This is a genomic window from Streptomyces sp. NPDC055189, assembly GCF_053606765.1.
Map to the genome: position 1 here is coordinate 25,166 of NZ_JBSGSG010000068.1, position 21,764 is coordinate 46,929.

Genomic DNA, 21,764 nt, shown 5'->3' on the forward strand with positions numbered 1-21,764 from the left:
CGTGCGCGCGACCGGGTTACGGAGGCTTTACGGGGGCCTGCCACGCCGCGTCGGATCACCTCGGCTCACGTCGGTCCACGTGACGAAGCCCGGCGTCTCACGTGACGAAGCCCGGCGTCACCGACAGGGACTGCCGCCGGCCGTTCACGTGGCGGACGGTCACGGTGACGTTCCTTCCCGGATCGGCGGCGGCGACCGCCGCCGCCAGGGCCTTGGCCGAGGCGATGCGGGTCCCGCCGAATACGAGCAGGACGTCTCCGCGTACGAGACCGGCGCTGTGGCCCGGCCCGGGGCTGTGCACGCCGGCGAGCAGGGCTCCGGCACCCCCGGGGGCGTCGACGGCCTCCACGCCGAGGGCCGGGCGCGCGGAAGTCCCCCCGGCGTCCTTCCCGGGCTGCTTCTGCGGCTGCTTCGACGGCTGTTCCTGCGGGGCGGCGGACTCGGACGCGGTGCCCGGAGCGACGGGACCACCGGGGACGCCGGCCTGCCCTCCAGCACCGCCCTGCGCCTGCTTCTGCATGTCGGCGAGCTTGCTCATGCCGATGACGGTGGCGCTGACGGTGCCGAGCCCCACCCCCGAAAGGACGAGGACGACCGAGAAGAGCAGCCCGAGGAGCAGGGTGACCAGCCGCCGCCCGCGCCGCCGCGCGGCATGCGGACGGTGGCCCGGTCCTGATCCGTGGCCCGTGCCGGGTGTCCGCCCGGCGCCGGATGTCCGCCCGGCACCCGGCTTCCGCCCGATGCCGAGCTTCCGTCGGACACCGGGCACGGCACCCCGGCCGAACGTGCCGCCTCCGCCGAACTTGCCGCCAGCGCCGTGCTCCTGTCCGGGCATCGGCTTGGGACGCAACGCAGTCTGATCCATGGGCTCGCCTCCGGGCACAGCCCTACCCGGCGTGAACCGGCGCGACGATTCACGAACGGGTGAAGTCCGGGTGTGCATGACGGCCGGCGTCCGCTGGTCCGTTCCGAGGACCTGCGGAACCGGCCGGCCGTCCGCGGCCTCAGTCAGCCCGTGTGACCTCCTTCGTGGCCCCCGTGGCCCCCGTGCCCCGCCCCGTGGTCGAACTTCAGGGCCTCCTTCGGCATGACCACGAAGGGGCGCATCATGCCCATGTCCTCGTGCTCAAGAAGGTGGCAGTGGTACATGAAGCGGCCGTACGCGCCGTCGAACTTGCCCATCACCCGCAGCATTTGACCGCCGGGAACCAGGAAGACGTCCTTCCAGCCCCGCTCGTTCGGGGCGAGGGGAATCTCCTTCTTCGGGTCGAAGCTGATCGGGGCCAGGGTGCCGCCCACGGTGACGTCGAAGCCCGACGCGTCGTAGGCGTCGCGGCCGAGCAGCTGGAAGTCGGCCAGGTGGATGTGCATGGGGTGGGTCACCGGCGGGTTCACCGCGAGGTTCAGGAAGCTCCACTGTTCGTGGCTGCCCTCGCCGATGGTGAAGCCGAGGCCGTCGTTGAAGGTGCGGGCGGTCCTGCGGTACGTCTTGGTCTTCCCGTCAGCGCCCTTGACCTGGATGACTCCCTCGGTCGGCACCTGGATGCCGCCCGCGTCCTTGACCTCGGTCATCTCCCAGATCTCCGGGTGACCGCCACCGCCCTTCGTGGCGGGCGGCGTCAGGACGATCAGTCGGTGGCCGTGCTCGATGTCGTGGCTCAGCGGGCGGAACGAACCCGAGAGGACCTCCGGGAGCGAGAAGGGGTCCTCACATTCGGCGTCCCGCACGCGGAACTCCATGACCTGCGGATAACGCACGTCGTTCGCCGGGTCCGGCACTCCGGGCGCCTGAGCCCTGCTCTTGTTCACGAGCCGCACCCGCCGGCCCGCCAGCGCGCGGAAGTCGATCAGCAGGTCCATCCGCTCGGCCGGGGCGACGGTGAGCGTGGGCAGCGCGTCGTCGAAGTCCACCGGCACGGGACGCGGCAGCAGGCCGCCGTCGCTGCCGATCTGGTGCATGACGCCCTGCACCGGGTTGTTGTCCTCGTCGACGAGGACAAGATCGTAGATACGGGCGTTCGACGCGTTCACCAGGCGGAAACGGTGCCAGGCCGCGTCCACGTCCGCGTACGGCCAGATGCGGCCGTTGACCGTGCTGTACGGGCCCGTGAAGGGCACCGAGACCGGCTTGCCCGTCTCCGGGTTTTTCTCCTGGACGATCACGGTCTTGTGCAGCAGGCGGCCGTTCAGACGCCCGTCCTCGTCCGTGTCCAGGTTCCGGTCGGCGAGCAGCAGCGGGATCTCCCGCTCCCCGCAGGGGAGGTGCAGCGCGTCCTCTTCGTCGTCCCTCACCAGATACGTGCCGTAGAGACCCGCCTGGACGTTCCAGCGGGTGATGTTCATGGCGTGGTCGTGATACCACCACTGGACCGCCTGGTGGTCGTTCGGATACTCGGAGAGCTGGGCGTCGCCGAATCCGACCGCGTTGTCCGCCCATCCGTCGTTTCCGCCGCCGGTCTGCGCGCCGTGCAGATGCGTCACCGACCAGGCGGGCAGCGCCGCCACGTCCTTGTTCGGCTCGACGCCCGCGCGGCCCGGCAGGGTGCTGGGCCGCGGATCGGCCTGCGGCACTTCCACGGACGTGACGGGATACTCGCTGCCCTTCGGGATGCGGTTGGTCCAGGCGATCCGCACGCGGCGCCCGCGCCGCACCTCGATCGTCGGGCCCGGTACGCAGCCGTCGTACCCCCACATCAGGGTCGGCGGCAGTTGCGGGTGCAGCCGGATCCAGGCCGGGCGCAGCGCGACCTCGGTCTCCACGGGCACGTCGGTCTCGTCCCGTACGTCCACGGAGTCCGGCCGCAGGACCGGCGGCACCGGCAGCGGTGTGACGTACGGCGTCAGCTCCCCCGCTGCCGCCGTCGCCTCCGCGCCGCCCGGCGTTCCCGTCAGTCGGTCCGTGACGCGCTCAATGATGTCGGTCAAGTCGAACACCCCCGTGTCGCTCAATGCGGTTGATCCATGCCGTTCATCAGTGCCGTTGATCAGTGCAGATGCAATGGCTTCTGTCCTGCGGCCGGTTGGGCGGCCCGGTCAGTGACCGCCCTCTACAACAGAAGACTCGCGGCACCTGAGCCAAGTTCCACGAATCCCCCATTCCGCAAGAAAGGGATCGGAAACCGCATATGGAATCGGGTAGTCCTGTTGTGGGTCTGCCGTCAGTGACCGCTGTTACTTTCGGAGCATGACCGAACGTGCACTCCGTCTGCTGCGACAGGACCCGCGTCTGGCCGAGCTGGCCGCGTTCCCTTTCGCATTCGACCTGTCCCGCGCGGACCACGTCGAAGAGGTCCGCCTCGCGTCCGGCGGCCCGCTCGAACCGATCGCGGGGGACGATTCCGGGGGAACGTATTTCGTCTGCGGGGACGGATCCGTGCTGTACGCCGACTCCGAGGGGTCCGCCGGGATCATCGGGAACAGCGTGGACGAGGCCCTGGAGATCCTCGTCGGACTGCCCGGCTGGCAGGACTACGTGAGCCTGTCACCGACCGACGGCGAAGCGCGGATACTCGCCGAGATCGCCGACACGGAGGGCGACTTCCGCGAGGACTGCGTGCCGGACCTCGACGCGCACCGCGCCGAGCTGCGGGCCGCGCTCGGGCTTCCGGAGCGCTCCCCCGTACAGCTCGTCGCGCGCCTGCACGCGGCGCTCCTGCGCACCGAACCCGACCACCTGCTCCTCAACGCCGTCGAGCATCTGGCGTACAAGCGCCTCGATCCGCACCCGCGCCCGCCCCTGTGGGAGCAGGTGCTCGCCAGGGGCCGCACCGACCTGGCCCTGCTGCGGACGGGCGACCGCACGGTCTGGGACGGCGTGGCGGTGGACCGGGCGCGCCGGGTGGCCGCGCTGCGCGCCGCGCAGTTCGACCGGCGGAACACGGACCGCGCTCTCCTGCGCCACCTCCTCAAGCACGAGGCCGACGCCCCCATGTCGGACGAACTGCGCCTGGCCGTAGTCCTGGTGGGGCTGCACTGCCTCGCCGAGGACCTGCCCCTGCTGCGCGAGGTCCACGAGACGACGTACGACACCTGGTGCGGTCTGGCCGGGCTTCCGGAGGAGGCCGGTCAAGTACAGGACTGGGCGCGCTCGTTCGACGATTCCAACTACGGGACCGACCCGGACGACGAGCCGGAATCCACCTGGCTGGAGCTCGCGCGCGAGCAGGGGATGGTGGAGGCGGCTCGCGCCTACCTGATCCGCGAGCTGGACGACACCGGCCCCGATCCGGCCCAACTGGCAGTGCTGCGGGACGAATTGACGCTGATCGGCGACTACACCCAGGCGATCCGGGCCCAGCGTCTGCACAAGTCGCTGCAGAACACCGATCAGGGTCGCGCGGCCGCCGACGCACGCCTCGCGGAGCTGGAGCGAAGGGCCATGGACGCGGCGGGGTCCTGACCGGGGGCGAGGGAGCCGCCGGGGGCCGCTGGGGGCCGCTGGGGGCCGCCAACTCGCCTCGTTACGCCGCCGCGTCATCCGCTACGGTTCAAGATCGACCCCGCGCGGCACCCCCCGGAACGGATACGGAGACGCCCCATGCACGCCCCGGCAGCCGAGGACGAGTACGAGGACGAGTACCACGACGACGTCTTCCCCTACGCCGAAGCGCCCGACGACGGCACCCCCTGGCAGGCGCCCGCCGACCTCGAAGAGCACCTGTACGAGCTGTGCGAGGCGGACGACGGGTACACCTACCTGCGGGCGATAGCCGTCACCGGCCTGTACCGCCCCGTGTCCGTCGCCGATGTCGAGCCGGGCGCGAGCGAGCGGCCGGTCTTGACCGTCGACCTTCCCGACGGGCGCCGGATCGCGCAGATGTACACCGCCGGGCTGCTCCCGCGCCCGCACCCCGAGGTGGTCTACGAGTTCGTCACGCTCGGCACGCTCGCCGCCGAACTCCCCGACGACATCGACCTCCTGGTGGTCAACGCGGCCACGCCCTGCCAGCAGTTCTACCTGACGACCGACGAGGAACGGGACGTCTGGGCCGACCTGCACGCGGACCACTACGTCGACGGCCGCCTGCACGACCGCATCGAAACCCGCCGCACCGGCGCCCCGCGGTCCCCCGCCCTGCTGCACGGCCTGGCCTGCGGCGCCCACCTCTGCTTCGCCAACGGCGACGCATGGAACACCCTGGACTGGCACGGCGCGGGCTACAACTCCGAGGTCGAGCGACTGGAGGAGTGGTGGGGCGTACACAGTCGCGAGGACTGGCTCGGCATGCAGGAGCAGCTCCTGAGCCGTGAAGTCAGCCCGTGGTACTGGGACTTCGTCCTCGGCGCCCGTACGTCCCTGATCGAGCAGTTCGGCCCGCGCGTCGACCCGGAGCTGTGGCGCCAGTGCGTGGAGGTGACGATCCGCAACCGCGTCCTCGAGAGCGAAGGACCAGACGCCCCGCACAAGCCGGGCCACGACCCCGAACTCGACGACTTTGTGGCCGCGCTGCGCGGCCTCGTCGGAAAGATCATCCGCTACGAGTCCCGCTTCCGCGCCGACGATCTCCTGCCGCCCGACGGCCACGTCCGTACCGTCGCCGCCTGGGACATCGGGCGCGCCTCGAAGATGGCCCGCTGGGGGCGCGGCGCCCGGTACGCGACGCACGCGGAGCTCGAATCGGCCGTCGAGCGTGCGAGCCACGCGGCCCGGGCGGCGTACGCCTCCTGGGAGGAGTTCTCCGCGGGATACGTCCTCGGCCGCTGCCTGCACTTCGACGAGGAGCAGTTCGGCGACTGGTACACGACGGTGCTCCAGGCCCACCGCGAGCTGGTCTCGGACCCGGACAGCCCGTGGCTGACGGTGCGGTTCACGTGATCGGGCGGGTGCGGTTCACGTAGTCCGGCGGGCACGGTCCAGGTGACCCGCCGGGCGCCGTACACGTGATCCGCCGGATGCCGTTCAAGTGCCCCGGTCCATGACCCGAGAAGCACCCCCGCCCCCTCCGCTCACCTGAGCACCCCGCATCACAATCTGGTCTCGCTGCCCCTCCAGGGTCTTGCCACCCACCCGTGTAATCGATTCCAATCCTCCGTGTAATCGATTCCACAAGGAGGTGGACCGGCGATGGCGAGCATCAAGGACGTCGCGGCCGAGGCAGGCGTGTCCGTCGCCACGGTCTCGCGCGTCCTGAACAGTCACCCCTCGGTGAGCCCGGCGGCCCGTGCCCGCGTCATCGCCGCGATAGAGAGCCTCGGCTACCGCCCGAACGCCGTCGCCCGCTCACTGCGCACCGACCAGACCCGCACGCTCGGCCTGGTCATCAGCGACGTGCTGAACCCGTACTTCACGGCCCTGGCCCGCTCCGTCGAGGAGGCGGCCCGCGCGCTCGGCTACAGCGTGATCATCGGCAACGCCGACGAGCGGCCCGAGCTGCAGGACCACCACGTACGCACCCTCCTGGACCGACGCATCGACGGGCTCCTGGTCTCGCCGACCGACGGCGGCTCCCCGCTGATGCTCGACACCGCGCGCTCCAGCACCCCGATGGTGTTCGTGGACCGCTGGATCCCCGGCGTGGACGTCCCCGTCGTCCGCGCCGACGGCCGCGAAGCCATCCGTGACCTGGTCGCCCACCTGCACGCCGTCGGCCACCGCAGGCTCGCGATCATCGCGGGGCCCGCGGCCACCACGACGGGCAGCGAGCGCGTCGAGGCCTTCCGCGAGGCCCTCGGCACGTACGGGATTCCGCTGCCCGACAGCTACATCGGGCAGGGCGACTTCCAGGCCGACAGCGGGCGCCGGGCCACCGAGCGGTTCCTCGCGCTGCCCGAGCCGCCCCACGTGATCTTCGCCGCGGACAACCTGATGGCGCTCGGCGCGCTCGACGCGATCCGGGCGCACGGCCTGCGCGTCCCGGACGACATCGCGCTTGCGGCCTTCGACGACATCCCGTGGTTCGTGCACACCGATCCGCCGATCACCGCCATCGCCCAGCCGACCGGCGATCTGGGCCGGGCCGCCGTACAGGCCCTGGTCGACCGGATAGAGGGCAGGCGCCCGCAGTCCGTCACCCTGCCCGCCCGCCTCGTCGTACGCCGCTCCTGCGGCGAGTCCCCCACCGACCAGAGGAGCACCACGTGAGCAACCCGGACGAGTTGCCGCGCACCACCGACGGCACCACCGACGGCACCACCGACGGCACCACCGACCGCGTCCCCGAGCCCGGCCACGACGCCGCCGAGCTGCTGCGGATCGAAGGCATACGCAAGACCTTCCCCGGCGTCGTCGCGCTCGACTCCGTCGACTTCGACCTGCGCCGCGGCGAGGTGCACGTCCTGCTCGGCGAGAACGGCGCGGGCAAGAGCACGCTCATCAAGATGCTCTCCGGCGCCTACCGCCCCGACAGCGGCCGCATCCTCGTGGACGGGAAGGAAGCCCGCATCCACGGCGCGCAGGACGCCGAACGGCTCGGCATCGCCACGATCTACCAGGAGTTCAACCTCGTACCCGACCTCACCGTCGCCGAGAACATCTTCCTGGGCCGGCAGCCTCGCCGCTTCGGGATGATCGACCGGAAGGCGATGGAGTCGGCCGCCGGGGAACTCCTCAAGCGGGTCGGCGTACAGGTGTCGCCGCGCGCCAAGGTGCGCGAACTGGGCATCGCCCGGCTCCAGATGGTGGAGATCGCCAAGGCGCTCAGCCTGCAGGCCCGCGTCCTGATCATGGACGAGCCGACGGCGGTCCTGACGAGCGAGGAGGTCGACAAGCTCTTCGCGATCGTGCGGCAACTGCGTGCGGACGGCGTCGGCGTCGTCTTCATCACCCACCACCTGGAGGAGATCGCGGCCCTCGGCGACCGCGTGACCGTCCTGCGCGACGGCCGCAGCGTCGACCAGGTGCCCGCGTCGACCGCCGAGGACGAGCTCGTACGGCTGATGGTGGGCCGCAGCATCGAGCAGCAGTACCCGCGCGAACGCCCCGACACGGGCGACGCGTTGCTCACCGTCGACGGCCTCACCCGTGACGGCGTCTTCCACGACGTCAGCTTCGAGGTGCGGGCCGGCGAGGTCGTCGGCCTCGCGGGGCTCGTCGGGGCGGGCCGGACCGAGGTGGCACGTGCCGTATTCGGCGCCGATCCGTACGACGCGGGCTCCGTCGACGTACGCGGCGAGCGGCTGCCCCGGCATGACGTGATCGCCGCGATGGGCGCGGGCATCGGCCTCGTACCGGAGGACCGCAAGGGCCAAGGGCTCCTGCTGGACGCCTCCGTGCAGGAGAACCTCGGCCTGGTGACGCTGCGTTCGGCGACGCGCTCCGGGCTCGTGGACCTCAAGGGCCAGCGCGTCGCGGCGGCAAGGATCGCCGAGCAGCTCGGCGTGCGGATGGCCGGGATCGGCCAGCACGTGCGCACGCTCTCCGGCGGCAACCAGCAGAAGGTCGTCATCGGCAAGTGGCTGCTCGCCGACACCAAGGTGCTGATCCTCGACGAACCGACGCGCGGCATCGACGTGGGCGCGAAGGTCGAGATCTACCAGCTCATCAACGAACTGACGGCCTCCGGGCACGCGGTCCTGATGATCTCAAGCGATCTGCCCGAGGTCCTCGGCATGAGCGACCGCGTGCTCGTCATGGCGCAGGGCCGCATCGCGGGCGAACTCGCGGCGGGCGACGCCACGCAGGACGCGGTGATGGCACTCGCCGTCAGCAGTACGGGCAGCGACACGGCAGTTCAGACAGACGAAGCAACCGAAGGGAAGGCCTCCCGTGGCCACTGAAACGCTGAAGAGCAACGCGGGTGGCGCCACCGGTCTCCGCCGCGTGCTGCTCGACAACGGCGCGCTGAGCGCCCTGGTCGTACTCCTGGTGGCGATGTCGCTACTGTCCGGCGACTTCCTCACCACCCAGAACCTGCTCAATGTGGGCGTGCAGGCCGCCGTGACCGCGATCCTCGCGTTCGGCGTCACCTTCGTCATCGTCTCGGCGGGCATCGACCTGTCGGTCGGCTCGGTGGCCGCGCTCTCGGCCACCGTCCTCGCCTGGACGGCGACCTCACAAGGGCTTCCGGTCTGGCTGGCGATCATCTTCGCCGTCGGCACCGGCATAGCGTGCGGCTTCGTCAACGGCCTGCTCGTCTCGTACGGAAAGCTCCCGCCGTTCATCGCGACGCTCGCGATGCTCTCGGTGGCCCGCGGTCTCTCCCTGGTGATCTCGCAGGGCAGCCCGATCCCGTTCCCCGACTCGGTCTCCAACCTCGGTGACACGATCGGCGGCTGGCTGCCCGTCCCGGTCATCGTGATGATCGTGATGGGTCTGCTCACGGCCCTCATCCTGGGCCGTACGTACATCGGCCGCTCCATGTACGCGATCGGCGGCAACGAAGAGGCCGCGCGCCTCTCCGGCCTGCGCGTCAAGCGGCAGAAGCTCGTCATCTACGGCCTGGCGGGGCTCTTCGCCGCCGTCGCGGGCATCGTTCTCGCCTCGCGTCTGGTCTCCGCGCAGCCGCAGGCCGCGCAGGGTTACGAGCTCGACGCGATCGCCGCTGTCGTCATCGGCGGCGCGAGCCTGGCGGGCGGTGTCGGCAAGGCGTCCGGCACCCTGATCGGCGCGCTGATCCTGGCGGTCCTGCGCAACGGCCTCAACCTCCTTTCGGTGTCCGCCTTCTGGCAGCAGGTCGTGATCGGTGTCGTCATCGCGCTCGCGGTGCTGCTCGACACGTTGCGCCGCAAGGCCGGGGCGACGCCCGGAGCCTCGACGGGCGCGGCAGCCGGTGGCGGGAAGAAGGGGCCGCAGATCCTGAAGGTGGGGCTGGCGGCCGTACTGGTGGCGGCCGTGATCGGCGGCATCTCGTTCTTCAACAAGGACTCCTCGTCCGGCACGACCACGAAGGTCGGCATGTCGCTCTCCACCCTGAACAACCCCTTCTTCGTCCAGATGAAGGAGGGCGCGCAGGCGGAGGCCAAGAAGGCGGGCATCGACCTCACGGTGACGGACGCGCAGAACGACGCGTCGCAGCAGACCAACCAGCTGCAGAACTTCACCGGCGAAGGCATGAAGTCGATCATCGTCAACCCGGTCGACTCGGACGCGGTGGGCCCGGCGGTGCGCGGCGCCAACAAGTCGGACATCCCGGTGATCGCCGCCGACCGCGGCGTGAACAAGGCGAAGGCGGCGACGCTGGTCGCCTCCGACAACGTCGCGGGCGGCAAGCTCGCCGCGAAGACCCTCGCGGAGAAGCTGGGCGGCAAGGGCAAGATCGTCACCCTGCAAGGCGTCGCGGGCACGTCGGCGAGCCGCGAGCGCGGCAAGGGCTTCGCCGAGGGCATCAAGGAGTACCCCGGCATCAAGGTCGTCGCCTCCCAGCCCGCGGACTTCGACCGCACCAAGGGCCTGGACGTCATGACGAACCTCATGCAGTCCAACCCCGGCATCGACGGTGTATTCGCGGAGAACGACGAGATGGCCCTCGGTGCCGCCAAGGCGCTGGGCGGCAAGGCAGGCAAGTCGGTCTCGGTGGTGGGCTTCGACGGAACTCCCGACGGTCTCAAGGCCGTTGAGGGCGGCACGCTGTACGCCTCCGTGGCGCAGCAGCCGAAGGAGCTGGGCCGGATCGCCGTGCAGAACGCGGTCAAGGCGGTGCGCGGCAAGGACGTCGACACGATGGTGAAGGTGCCGGTGAAGGTGGTCACGGAGAAGAACGTGGCCGACTTCTCCTGACGCCCCGCCCTCGCCCGGGGTCGCACGATCCCGCCCGGGGTCGCGTAACCCCACCATCGCCGTCACCCCCCGTAGAGCAGGAGCTGGATCCACCGATGAACGACCATGACGACGCCACGTACGACCTCCTGGTCGTCGGGTCGGCCAACGCCGACCTGGTGATCGGCGTCGAGCGCCGCCCCGCCCCCGGCGAGACGGTCCTCGGCTCCGACCTCGCCACGCATCCCGGTGGCAAGGGCGCCAATCAGTCGGTCGCGGCGGCCCGCCTCGGCGCCCGTACCGCCCTGCTCGCGCGGGTCGGCGACGACGCCCACGGCCGGCTCCTGCTCGACTCGCAGCGCGCGGCGGGCGCGGACACGGTCGGCGTCCTGGTCGGCGGGGCGCCCACGGGCGTCGCGCTGATCACCGTCGACCCATCGGGCGACAACAGCATCGTGGTCTCGCCGGGCGCCAATGCCCGGCTCACCGCCGAGGACATCCGCGCGGCGGGCAGTCTGCTCGCCGCGTCCCGGGTGATCTCGACCCAGCTGGAGATCCCCGTCGAGTCGGTCACCGAGCTCGTACGGACGCTGCCGGCCGCCGCCCGCTTCGTCCTGAACCCCTCGCCGCCGGCCCCGCTGCCGCGCGAAGTCCTGGCGGCTTGCGACCCGTTGGTGGTGAACGAGCACGAGGCGCGCTACATCCTGGGCGACGGCGCGGCGCCCGAGGACACCCCCGCGGACTGGGCGCGGGCACTGCTCGCCCTCGGCCCCCGCTCGGTGGTGATCACCCTGGGCGCGGACGGAGCGCTGACGGCGGACGGCAGCGGCTCCCCCGTCGCCGTGCCGAGCCCGAAGGTGGCCGCGGTGGACACGACCGGCGCGGGCGACGCGTTCACGGCGGCCCTGGCCTGGCGCCTCGGCCTGGGCGAGGATCTCCCGACGGCGGCGGCGTACGCGGCGCGCGTCGGGGCGGCGTCGGTCACCCGGCAGGGGGCGCAGGAGTCGTACCCCACGTCCGACGAGATCGGGACTTCTGGCGAGGTCGAGGCGTCCGGCGCGGTCGGGACTTCCGACGGGGCCGGGACTTCCGACGGGGCCGAGGTGCCGTCCGCATGAAGAAGAACGGCATCCTCAACCGCCATCTCTCCGGCGCCCTGGCCGAGTTGGGTCACGGGGACACCGTCCTGATCTGCGACGCGGGCATGCCCATACCGCCGGGCCCCAAGGTCGTCGACCTGGCGTTCCGGGCGGGCGTCCCCTCCTTCGCCGAGGTGCTCGACGGGCTGCTCGCCGAGCTGGTGACCGAGGGCGGGACCGCGGCGACGGAGGCCCAGGAGGCGAACCCGGCGACCGCCGGGCTCCTGGCCGCCCGCGTCACGCCCCTCACCCTGATCCCGCACGAAGAGCTCAAGCTCCGTACGGCATCGGCCCGCCTGGTGGTGCGCACCGGTGAGGCCACTCCGTACGCGAACGTGCTGCTGCGGTGCGGGGTGTTCTTCTAGGCCGGGCGTTTCGCGACCCCGGCCGCCCCGCCGGGAAAGCTCAGCGTCCGGTACACCGTCACACCGCCCCCGGAACCTCCGCCCACCGGCCCCGCGCCCACCAGTTCCCCGCACGCCTGCGCCGCCGCACTGACGCGCTGCGTGTACGAGGGGTCACCGGTGTCGAGGAGGATGCCGAGGGTCGTGCCGCTGTGCGCGACGGCGACACCGAGGCCGCCGACCTCCCGGCAGATCTCGCGCATCGGCTCCAACGTCCATTTGTGACGCAGGAGTTGATTCATCCGGGCGCTGCGGGTGGCGATCCTGCCGACCTCCGCGAGGTCGCCGCGGCGGACGGCACAGGAGAGGCGGTCGAGCAGGCGCGCGTACTCGTGGCGGTCGGCCAGGGTGAACGGCTTGGGGATGCGGTTGAAGTCGACGGTGTCGACCGAGCCGCCCTCGTCGATCCCCACCACGGCCATGACCGGGAGTGACCCGAGGACACCGCGCAGCCGCACGGTGCGGTGGTGAAAGGCGACGATCGCCGGGTAGAGCACCCCGTCCGTCGGCTCGATGTCCGCGAGCAGCCGCTCGATCCTGGCGGGCGGCATGTCGACGCGCAGGGCCTGCCCCATCGCCCGCGCGGTCGCGACCAGGTCGGCCGATGAGCTCGCGAGGCCCTTGCCCTCGGGGATGACGCTGTTGACGTGCAGCGTTCCGCCGGCCCGAACCCCTGTCTGCCGCTCCGCCAACTCGCATATCGCGCGCGCGAGCCGGAGCGCCTTGGTCTTGCCCGCGGGCCGTACCACCACATCCCCGAAGCCGGGCCCCCGGCGGAACGTGGCCATCGTCCACCGCGCGACGGGCAACGTCACCAGGAAGTCCCCGTCCGCCTCCGGCAGCACACCCTGCAGCAGCTCGCCGAAGGTCCCGAAGGCGGCGCCCACTCCGATTCCGGCTTCTCGCGCACCCGCCGGACGGGGCCGCGGCCCGGCCTCTTGGGACAGCTTCACAGGTCTCCTCTCAACGCCCCGACGTCACGTTCCGACGCCCTCGGAGCCACAGGCTGCCACAGCCCTAACCATCTTGACAATCATTTTCATCTAGTGTGATGCTCTCGGCTCGTCGACCGACGCGGGGCAATGAACCCGGCGCGGGGCAATGACCACAGGGGGCAGAGGGCAGCCATGCACGACCACATAGCCGAAGCGGTGAAGAAACCCGATCTCATATCCCTGGCACCGGACTTGATCTGTCTCCGGTTCGAGACGATGAAGATCTATTCGGCTCTGGGAGCGGTCCGCCATCTGCTGGATTCGGGTGCCGTGAAACCCGGCGACACCCTCATCGACAGCTCCAGCGGCATTTACGCACAGGCCCTGGCGCTCGCCTGTCACCGCTATGGAATGAAGTGCCACATCGTGGGTTCCACGACCGTGGACCGTACCTTGCGCATCCAGCTGGAAATACTCGGCGCCACGCTGGAACAGGTGCGGCCGTCCAAGAATCTCCGGCTCGACCAGGAGCTGAGAGTGCGGCGCATCGCCGAGATACTCGAGGCGAATCCGACGTACCACTGGATGCGGCAGTACCACGACGGCATTCATTACTACGGCTATCGCGACGTGGCCGGGACGATCGACGCCGAGGTCCCCGAAGGGCCGCTCGCCCTGGTGGGCGGGGTCGGCTCGGGGGCGTCCACCGGCGCCGTCGCGGGATATCTGCGGGCCGCGGGCCGGGACGTCTCACTCGTCGGCGTACAGCCCTTCGGCAGCGTCACCTTCGGCTCGGAGCACGTCGCCGACCCGGACATGATCATCGCCGGGATCGGCAGCGCCATCGAATTCGAGAACGTCAGGCACGAGGCGTACGACCGCGTGCACTGGGTGAATTTCGACTGCGCGGTGTCCGGCGCGGTATCGCTCCTCAGAACCAGCGGCATCTTCGCCGGTCTCTCCGCCGGCGCCGCCTATCTGACCACTCTCTGGGAACAGCGCCGCGACGATTCCCGTACGTACGTCTTCATCGCGGCGGACACCGGTCACCGCTATGTCGAGAGCGCCTACGCGAAACACGCGTCGGCACCGGACATCGACACCTTGAAGCCGCATGAGATCACCTCGCTCGACGAACTGAGGCACCCCTGGTCGACCACATCCTGGCCCGACCTTCCGTGACCGCTTCACAGCCACTTACCGCGTCCACCACTACATCGAGAGAACTCCACATGTCACACCCCGAGCCGCGCACACCCCACAACGTCGCGGAGCTCATCGACGCCGTCCTGGCGGGCGACTACGGCCCCGATCCCGAGGACCTCTCCGTCACCAGCGCGTTCTGGCTGTACAACACCACCCGTCTCGCGGGCAGCCAAGTGACCTACCACAACCACTACTTGCTGCTCCGGGTCGGCACGGCCTTCGGTGCCTGCTCCTTCGAGGCAGGTGAACTCGCCCCGGACTTCTGCGAGAACGCCTCGGGACACACGCTCGGCAAGCTGCTGCGCGCCGAGTCCACGCCCGTCCGCATCGCCGCGCTCGACGCCTATCTCGCGCAGGTGAGCCCGCACCGGGAGGCCGTCGAAGCCGAGCGCGTCACGCTGCCCACCGGCACCCCGGAGGTCCGGGCGAAGGCGCGCGACGCCGCCATCGCTGGGCTGCTCGACATCGAGCCGGGCGCGAAGGTGGCGCTGATCGGCGTGGTCAACCCGCTTGTCGCGGCGATACGCGAGCGGGGCGGCGTCTGCCTGCCCTGCGATCTCAATCTCCGTACGACGCAGTGGGGCGACCGGATCACCGACGACATGACCGAGGTCCTGAAGGAAGCCGACGCCGTGGTCGCCACCGGCATGACGCTGAGCAACGGCACCTTCGACCTGATCCTCGCGCACTGCCGCGAGCACGGGGTGCCGCTGGTGGTGTACGCGCAGAGCGGCAGCGCCGTGGCCCGCGCGTTCCTGCCCGCAGGGGTCACCGGCCTGTCCGCCGAGCCCTTCGCGTTCTCGCAGTTCAGCGCCGACGAGACGCCGCTCTACCGCTACAAGGAGGCGGCGTGAGCGTCGACGCCAAGGGTTCCGCGGTGGATCCACGGCCCGCCGGGCCGGACGAAGCCGTGCCGGGCGATCTGCGGATGGCCCGCACGCTGTGGCCCGTCCTGGTCGCGTCCGCGGTGGGTCTGCTGCCGTTCACCGTCTTCAGCACGTATCTGGTGCCGATGGCCGAGGCCGCCGACAGCAGTGTCGCCACGCTCGGCGGCCTGCGCGGACTCGGCGGTCTCGCCGCCCTTCTCGTGGGCACCGCGCTCGCCCCGCTGATCGACCGGGTGCGCAAGGAGTGGGCAGCGGCCGGCGGCCTCGCGGCGCTCGGCGTTTCCGCCGCACTCGGCGCGAGCGGGGACTTCATCCTGCTGGCCGTGTTCTGCCTCCTGGTCGGCGCCAGTACGTCGGTGCTCAACCCGGCGCTGACCGCGGCCGCCGCCGACCGCTTCGGTTCCGGCAAGGCCGCCGGGCGCGCTGCGACACTCGTCACGGCGACCCAGTCGATGACGGCCATGCTCGCGGCGCCGGTCATCGCGCTGCCCGCGCTGTTCTGGGGCTGGCAGGGCGACCTGTTCGCCGTGACCGGAGTGTCGCTGCTCCTCGCGGCCGTCTTCTTCGTACGCGGCAAGGACAAGCCGGTCGAGGAGAAGGCCGGCACTCAACGCCTCGGCTACATCGCCTCGTTCAAGGCGCTCGGCGCGATTCCGGGTGTCGTGCCGCTGCTGCTCATCGCCCTGCTGCGCACCGCCGTGTTCATGGGCTACCTCTCCTACCTCGCGGCCTACTACGACGACCGGTTCGACCTCGACCCCGGGCTCTTCGCGTTCGTGTGGACGCTCAGCGGCGCGTCGTTCTTCGTCAGCAATCTCCTCACGGGCCGGATCACGAACTCCGCCGAGCCGCGCATCGGCACCGAGCGGATGCTGGCCGCCGGTCTGGTCGCCGCGCTCGTCTCGGTCGTGGGCTTCTACTTCACGCACTGGCTGCCGCTCGCGCTGGCGATGACGTCCCTGCACGCGGCCAGCCACGCGGTCGTCGCCGCGTGCGTGGTCAGCCTGCTCGTCCGGCGCTGCGGGACCCAGCGGGGCGCCGCGCTGAGCGTGAACTCCGCGGGGATGAGCCTCGGAGTCTTCGTGGGCGCGGGCCTGGGCGGGCTCGGTCTCGGGCTCGCCGGTTACCCCGGGGTCGCCGTGACCTTCGGGGCGCTGGTGGTCGTGGCGCTGGTGGCGGGGGTCCTGGTCATGCGGGCCGGCCCGGTGGACGAGGGGCCGACGGTGGAGACGGAGCCCGCAGCCTGAGCCCTCCGCCGGAATCGCGGTGCTGAACCCGCGGGCCGGAGGGGGTTGATCGCGCAGTTCCCCGCGCCCCTTGCGGGGCCGGAACCGACTTGAAAGGCCCGACGCCATGTCCCCGCCCGCCCCCTCTCCCACGGCAGCCGTTGCCGTGGCGTCCGACGTGCCGCCGCCACCGGATCCGCCCGCCAAAGGCATACGAAGCCGACTCGCCTCCCGAGCGGGCCTCGCGGCAACCTGTGCCGCGCTCCTCCTCGTACTCATCGCCTCCGTCGTCGTGGCCATCGGCCTTGGCTCCGCCGTCGTCACGCCGGGCGACACCGCCCGGCTGCTGTGGGCGGCGCTGAGCGGCGGGAGCATCGACGCCGATGAGGTGACGACGTATCAGATCATCTGGCAGATCCGCACACCGCGCGTGCTCCTCGCGGCCCTTGTGGGGGCAGGGCTCAGCGCGGTCGGCGTCGCCATCCAGGCGCTCGTGCGCAACGCGCTCGCCGACCCCTTCGTGCTCGGGGTCTCGTCCGGGGCGTCGGTCGGCGCGGTCGGCGTGACGGTCACCGGCGGGCTCGCGGCGCTCGGCATCTACGCGGTGTCGGCGGGAGCGTTCATCGGCGCGCTCGTCGCCTCCCTCCTCGTGTACGCCGCCTCGGCGAGCCGCGGTGGCGGACTCTCGCCGCTGCGGCTCGTCCTGACGGGCGTGGCCATGGCGCTTGGCTTCCAGGCCGTGATGAGCGTGATCATCTACTTCGCTCCGGACAGCGAGGCGACCAGCATGGTCCTGTACTGGACGATGGGCAGCTTCGGCGCCGCGAGCTGGGGTTCACTGCCCGTCGTGGCCGCCTGCGTGCTGCTCGGCCTCGCCGTGCTCCACCGGTACAGCAGGGCGCTCGACGTCCTGGCGCTCGGCGACGAGACCGCGACGAGCCTGGGCATCAGCCCCGACCGGCACCGCAAGGGCCTGCTCCTGCTCGCCTCGCTGATCACCGGCGTCATGGTCGCCGTGAGCGGCGCGATCAGCTTCGTGGGCCTGGTCATGCCCCATCTCGTACGCATGGTGGCCGGCGCCACGCATGCGCGGGTGCTCGCCGTCGCGCCGCTGGTCGGAGCGGTGTTCATGGTCTGGGTCGACCTGGTGTCGCGCACTCTCGTGGCGCCGCGCGAACTGCCGCTCGGGGTCATCACGGCACTGGTCGGGGTGCCGGTGTTCGTCGCGCTGATGCGGCGCAAGAGCTATATGTTCGGGGGCCGTTGAGATGGATCTCGCACTGGACGGCCTGTCCGTGACCATCGACGGCAAGCTCCTCGTCCGTGACCTGTCCCTCGACGTGGGCAGCGGACAGATCGTGGGCCTGGTCGGCCCGAACGGCAGCGGCAAGTCCACCGCGCTCAAGTGCGTCTACCGCGCGCTGCGCCCGAGTTCGGGCGTGGTCAGGGTGGGCGACGACGACCTCTCGCGACTGACGCCCCGCCGCAGCGCGCAGGTCGTCGCCGCCATGGCCCAGGACGGCGCGGTGGACCTCGACTTCACGGTGGAGGAGGTCATCGCCCTGGGCCGCGCCCCCCACCTGCGCGGGAACCAGCCCCTCAGCGCCCGCGAACAGGATCTGTGCGCACGCACGATGGCCCGGCTCGACCTCACCCGGCTCGCCGATCGCGGCGTACTCACTCTGTCGGGCGGCGAACGCCAACGCGTGCTCCTCGCACGGGCGTTGGTGCAAGAACCACAGGTCCTGGTCCTCGACGAGCCGACCAACCACCTCGACGTACGCCACCAGATCGAGCTGCTCTCACTCCTGAAGGGCTCGGGCCTCACCGTCCTCGTCGTCCTGCACGACCTCAACCTCGCGGCGGCCGCGTGCGACCGCATCGGGGTGCTGTCCCAAGGCGCGCTGGTGGCCGCCGGGACGCCGGAAGAGGTGTTCACCACGGGGCTCGTCGACGAGGTGTTCGGCGTCAAGGCCAGCGTGATCAGCCACCCCCTGACCGGCGACCCCCAACTCCTCTACGCACTGAGCCCATCGGCTCCCCTCTGAAAGGCACCACGACAACATGCCCGGAATTCCCAGAACACGCATCACCGTCGGATCGGCGCTCGCGGGAGCCCTGCTGCTCAGCGGCTGCGGCGCGGAGGTCGAATCGGACTCCAAGGCAGGGGGCGCGGCACCCGAGAAGGTCACCGTGAAGCGCTGCGGTGAGCCGGTCACGTACAAGACGCCGCAGCGCGCGGTGGTCTACGAAGGCGGCAGCGCGGACAAGATGTTCAGCCTGGGCCTGACCGAGCACGTCCACGGCTATGTGATGCCCCCGGCCAACCCGCCGGTCAGCGAGTCCCCTTGGGCGTCGGAGTACGCCAAGGTGAAGATGCTCAGCGACGATCTGCTCAACAAGGAACTCGTCGTGGAGGCCAAGTCGGACTTCGTCGTCGCGGGCTGGAACTCGGGCTTCAGCGACCAGCGGGGCATCACCCCGAAGATCCTGGACAAGCTCGGCATCCAGAGCTTCATGCACACGGAGAGCTGCTTCAACTACCCCGGACATCCGCAGAAGGTCACCCCGTTCAAGGCCCTGTACTCGGACCTGGACCGCCTGGGCAAGATCTTCCGGGTGGAGAAGAAGGCGGACGAGGTCGTGGACGGCCTCAAGAAGCGCGTGGCCGCCGTCGAATCCAAGGCGCCGAAGAACGACCCCGTCCCCGTCTTCCTCTACGACTCCGGCACGGACCAGCCCTTCACGGCGGGCAGCCAGGTCCCGCCCAACGACATCATCAAATCGGCCGGCGGCAAGAACATCTTCGACGGCCTCGACGAGCGGTGGACCCAGGTGAACTGGGAGGCCGTCGCCAAGGCCGAGCCCGAGGTCATCATCATCTTCGACTACGGCGACATGCCCGCCAAGAAGAAGATCGACTTCCTGAAGAAGTCCCCGCACACCAAGGAACTGCCCGCCGTGAAGAAGAACAACTTCTTCGTCCTCGACTACAACGAGGGCATCAGCGGGCCGCGCAACGTCGACGGCCTGGAGAAGTTCGGGAAGTACGTGCGCGAGCTGAAGCGCTGAACCGAGCCCGCTCAGTGGGCCCCGTCGAGCGCGGTCGTCAGACGGCCGAGGAGACCTTGCAGGGCACGGGCCTCCTCGACCGTCAGACCGCTCGCCTCGATGATCCGGCGCGGGACGCACACGGCCCGCTCGCGCAGCTCCGCCCCGGCGCCGGTCAGCCGAACGGTCACGGAGCGCTCGTCGGCGGCACTGCGCTCACGCCGTACGAGACCGGCCGTCTCAAGCCGCTTGAGGAGCGGCGAGAGCGTGCCGGAGTCGAGGCGCAGACGCTCGCCAATGGCCTTGACGGGCTGCGGTCCTTCCTCCCAGAGCACGAGCATGACCAGGTATTGGGGATAGGTGAGGCCCAGGCCCTTGAGGGCATCGCGGTAGACGCCGCCGAACGCGCGCGAGGCGGCGTGCAGCGAGAAGCAGACCTGGTGGTCGAGGCGCAGGAGCTCGGCATCGGGCAGGTCGGGCTGGTCGGGCCCCTCGGGTCCGGGGGGTACGGCGGTCGGCGATGACGTCATGGGATCCAGGGTACCTGGCACACGCCATTAAGTTGTGCACAACTAAGTCGTGTGCAACCATTGCTCCTGAGCGAACGAAACCCGTCGCTCACGTTCTTCGACCGAGGGAAGAGGACACCCCATGAACGCGCTGTACACCGCCGTCGCCACCGCCAACGGCCGCGAGGGCCGCGCCGTCAGCTCCGACGGCCAGATCGACCTCGCGCTCGCCATGCCCCCGGCCCTCGGCGGCAACGGCCAGGGCACCAACCCCGAGCAGCTCTTCGCCGCCGGGTACGCGGCGTGCTTCGCCAGCGCGATGGGAGCGGTCGGCCGTGAGATGAAGGTCGACACCAAGGACGTCTCGGTGACCGCCGAGGTCTCCATCGGCAAGGACGACTCGGGCTTCGGCCTCGCGGTCGTGATGCGCGTGGAGCTGCCGGACTCCCTGGCGGGCGAGACCGGACAGCAGCTGGTCGAGGCGACGCACGCGTACTGCCCGTACTCCAAGGCCACGCGCGGCAACATCGAGGTCGAGCTCGTCATCGAGTAGTCCGGCCGTCTCTGAATTCGGGCCCCCACCGGACGGCGGGTACCGTAGAGGGACCGATCTCATGGGCCTCCTGGTGGGCTGCGTGAACTCCAGGAGGCCCAGAATGACGACGAACCGCGGACGCAAGGGCGTGATCCGGAAGCGGATGACGTCGACCGGCGAGTCTTACGTTGTCGCCGCCCGCAACCTGAAGTCGATGAAGGACATGGGCGCCACCCGCGAGGCAGTCGTCACGCAGCGCTGGAAGCCCGCCGAGACCCTGGACGTGCCGTGCCCCTGCGGCAGCACCTGCGAGCCCGGCGAGAAGTGCGACCGATGCCACGCCCGCCACCGCCACGTGGCCCGCTACCCCGGCAGCCGCACCGAGGTCGAGACCTGGGTGGACTGCTACGAGTGCATGGGCTGCGCGAACTCGTACACGATCCTCGTCGACCTGCCCGGCCGCCCGTGGGGCATCGCCGAGACGGTGGTCCAGGGCGCGTCCGCCGAGCCGGTCGTCAAGGCCCGTGTATTCCCCGGCGTGAAGCATCCGCTGCTGCGGCCCGAAGCGTCGGACGAGGAGCAGTAGGGCTCCGCCACGACGGTCAGCGTGACGCGGGCCCCCCTCGACATGGCCGACGCCACCGCGGGCATTCTGCGACGATCCGCGGTGTCCGCGGCGCTCTTCGCCCAAGAACACCATGACGCAAAGCAGTTCAGGGCTACATTCATGTCACAGGCATCAAGGGCGAGGAGGGCATGGGTGCTCGATCAGATGCTTTTGGCATTGGCAGCGTCAGGCGGTACGGCGGTGATCGCGGCAGCCGGGACCGACGCGTGGGGCGGGCTGCGGACGGCTGTGGCGAGTTGGTTCGGCCGCAGCGACACCGAACGTGAACTGGAGGAGACGCGACGCCTTGACGAAACCGCCGCGGCGTTGCTGACGAGGGAGGCCGCCGAGAACGGGCAGCTCCGCGTCCGCCTTCAGGAGGACTGGCAGAATCGGTTCGCGCTGGCGCTGGGAAACCTGAGCGCCGCGGAGCGCGACCAGGCCGCCGAGCAGTTGCGTGCGGTGCTCGCCGCGCACATGCCCGGTCACAGCCCCGCGCAGGGGCCCGGCAGCGTCACCATCGAGGGTGATGCAACCTTCAACGCGGAGGGCGGGTCGGTCGGGGCCGCCGTGATCAACGGAGGAGTAAGGATTAGCCCTCCTCAGGGGCCGAGTCCGTCCCGGGGCTGACC

Annotated in this window: 20 protein-coding genes; 16 read left to right on the forward strand and 4 right to left on the reverse strand. The window is 70.5% G+C overall.

What is annotated here, in order from left to right; genetic code table 11:
- Positions 1–97: 97 nt before the first annotated feature.
- Both ACWFR3_RS34230 and phsA read right to left on the reverse strand, forming a co-directional pair.
- Positions 98–865 carry a PDZ domain-containing protein gene (locus ACWFR3_RS34230; protein ID WP_453738576.1) on the reverse strand — a complete coding sequence of 256 codons (768 nt, stop codon included), beginning with the start codon at positions 863–865 and terminating at the stop codon, positions 98–100.
- A 143-nt stretch (positions 866–1,008) separates the two neighbouring features.
- On the reverse strand, positions 1,009–2,925 hold the full coding sequence (phsA, locus tag ACWFR3_RS34235) for an O-aminophenol oxidase PhsA (protein WP_453738577.1): 1,917 nt from the start codon (positions 2,923–2,925) through the stop codon (positions 1,009–1,011).
- 259 nt (positions 2,926–3,184) lie between these two features.
- Here phsA and ACWFR3_RS34240 point away from each other — a divergent pair, with 259 nt between their 5' ends.
- The 7 genes from ACWFR3_RS34240 to rbsD all read left to right on the forward strand — a co-directional run bounded on the left by ACWFR3_RS34240 (position 3,185) and on the right by rbsD (position 12,137).
- A complete protein-coding gene (locus ACWFR3_RS34240; RefSeq protein WP_453738578.1) occupies positions 3,185–4,399 on the forward strand; it encodes a hypothetical protein in 1,215 nt (404 codons plus the stop codon).
- 138 nt (positions 4,400–4,537) lie between these two features.
- Entirely contained in the window at positions 4,538–5,815 is a 1,278-nt protein-coding gene (locus ACWFR3_RS34245) for a DUF1266 domain-containing protein (protein ID WP_453738579.1), read from the forward strand.
- Between the two features lie 249 nt (positions 5,816–6,064).
- Complete coding sequence (locus ACWFR3_RS34250) at positions 6,065–7,081, forward strand: LacI family DNA-binding transcriptional regulator (protein WP_453738580.1); 1,017 nt, start codon at positions 6,065–6,067, stop codon at positions 7,079–7,081.
- Positions 7,078–8,715: a sugar ABC transporter ATP-binding protein gene (locus tag ACWFR3_RS34255; RefSeq protein ID WP_453738581.1), complete on the forward strand. Its 1,638-nt coding sequence runs from the start codon at positions 7,078–7,080 to the stop codon at positions 8,713–8,715. The genes ACWFR3_RS34250 and ACWFR3_RS34255 overlap by 4 nt, the downstream gene beginning before the upstream one ends.
- Complete coding sequence (locus tag ACWFR3_RS34260; RefSeq protein WP_453738582.1) at positions 8,705–10,654, forward strand: ABC transporter permease/substrate-binding protein; 1,950 nt, start codon at positions 8,705–8,707, stop codon at positions 10,652–10,654. The genes ACWFR3_RS34255 and ACWFR3_RS34260 overlap by 11 nt, the downstream gene beginning before the upstream one ends.
- A gap of 95 nt (positions 10,655–10,749) precedes the next feature.
- On the forward strand, positions 10,750–11,751 hold the full coding sequence (locus tag ACWFR3_RS34265) for a ribokinase (protein ID WP_453738583.1): 1,002 nt from the start codon (positions 10,750–10,752) through the stop codon (positions 11,749–11,751).
- Complete coding sequence (rbsD, locus tag ACWFR3_RS34270; protein WP_453738584.1) at positions 11,748–12,137, forward strand: D-ribose pyranase; 390 nt, start codon at positions 11,748–11,750, stop codon at positions 12,135–12,137. The genes ACWFR3_RS34265 and rbsD overlap by 4 nt, the downstream gene beginning before the upstream one ends.
- Here rbsD and ACWFR3_RS34275 read toward each other — a convergent pair.
- On the reverse strand, positions 12,134–13,123 hold the full coding sequence (locus ACWFR3_RS34275; RefSeq protein ID WP_453738600.1) for a GHMP family kinase ATP-binding protein: 990 nt from the start codon (positions 13,121–13,123) through the stop codon (positions 12,134–12,136). The two genes, rbsD and ACWFR3_RS34275, sit on opposite strands and share 4 nt — an antisense overlap.
- A 180-nt stretch (positions 13,124–13,303) precedes the next feature.
- On the opposite strand from ACWFR3_RS34275, the gene ACWFR3_RS34280 reads away from it, so the two are divergent.
- From ACWFR3_RS34280 to ACWFR3_RS34305, 6 genes are all read left to right on the forward strand, one after another.
- A complete protein-coding gene (locus ACWFR3_RS34280) occupies positions 13,304–14,293 on the forward strand; it encodes a pyridoxal-phosphate dependent enzyme (protein ID WP_453738585.1) in 990 nt (329 codons plus the stop codon).
- A gap of 50 nt (positions 14,294–14,343) precedes the next feature.
- Positions 14,344–15,171: a Rossmann-like domain-containing protein gene (locus ACWFR3_RS34285; RefSeq protein WP_453738586.1), complete on the forward strand. Its 828-nt coding sequence runs from the start codon at positions 14,344–14,346 to the stop codon at positions 15,169–15,171.
- Entirely contained in the window at positions 15,168–16,451 is a 1,284-nt protein-coding gene (locus ACWFR3_RS34290; protein ID WP_453738587.1) for an MFS transporter, read from the forward strand. The genes ACWFR3_RS34285 and ACWFR3_RS34290 overlap by 4 nt, the downstream gene beginning before the upstream one ends.
- A gap of 106 nt (positions 16,452–16,557) precedes the next feature.
- On the forward strand, positions 16,558–17,697 hold the full coding sequence (locus ACWFR3_RS34295) for a FecCD family ABC transporter permease (RefSeq protein WP_453738588.1): 1,140 nt from the start codon (positions 16,558–16,560) through the stop codon (positions 17,695–17,697).
- Between the two features lies 1 nt (position 17,698).
- On the forward strand, positions 17,699–18,478 hold the full coding sequence (locus ACWFR3_RS34300; protein ID WP_453738589.1) for an ABC transporter ATP-binding protein: 780 nt from the start codon (positions 17,699–17,701) through the stop codon (positions 18,476–18,478).
- Positions 18,479–18,494: 16 nt separating this feature from the next.
- Entirely contained in the window at positions 18,495–19,502 is a 1,008-nt protein-coding gene (locus ACWFR3_RS34305) for an ABC transporter substrate-binding protein (RefSeq protein ID WP_453738590.1), read from the forward strand.
- A gap of 11 nt (positions 19,503–19,513) precedes the next feature.
- Here ACWFR3_RS34305 and ACWFR3_RS34310 read toward each other — a convergent pair whose 3' ends face one another.
- Positions 19,514–20,011 carry a MarR family winged helix-turn-helix transcriptional regulator gene (locus tag ACWFR3_RS34310; protein WP_453738591.1) on the reverse strand — a complete coding sequence of 166 codons (498 nt, stop codon included), beginning with the start codon at positions 20,009–20,011 and terminating at the stop codon, positions 19,514–19,516.
- A gap of 121 nt (positions 20,012–20,132) precedes the next feature.
- Between ACWFR3_RS34310 and ACWFR3_RS34315 the strand changes: the two genes are divergently transcribed.
- The 3 genes from ACWFR3_RS34315 (at position 20,133) to ACWFR3_RS34325 (ending at position 21,762) form a co-directional block, all read left to right on the forward strand.
- Positions 20,133–20,543 carry an organic hydroperoxide resistance protein gene (locus tag ACWFR3_RS34315; RefSeq protein ID WP_453738592.1) on the forward strand — a complete coding sequence of 137 codons (411 nt, stop codon included), beginning with the start codon at positions 20,133–20,135 and terminating at the stop codon, positions 20,541–20,543.
- 103 nt (positions 20,544–20,646) lie between these two features.
- On the forward strand, positions 20,647–21,111 hold the full coding sequence (locus ACWFR3_RS34320) for a hypothetical protein (RefSeq protein ID WP_453738593.1): 465 nt from the start codon (positions 20,647–20,649) through the stop codon (positions 21,109–21,111).
- 198 nt (positions 21,112–21,309) lie between these two features.
- Positions 21,310–21,762 carry a hypothetical protein gene (locus tag ACWFR3_RS34325; protein WP_453738594.1) on the forward strand — a complete coding sequence of 151 codons (453 nt, stop codon included), beginning with the start codon at positions 21,310–21,312 and terminating at the stop codon, positions 21,760–21,762.
- Positions 21,763–21,764 lie beyond the last annotated feature (2 nt).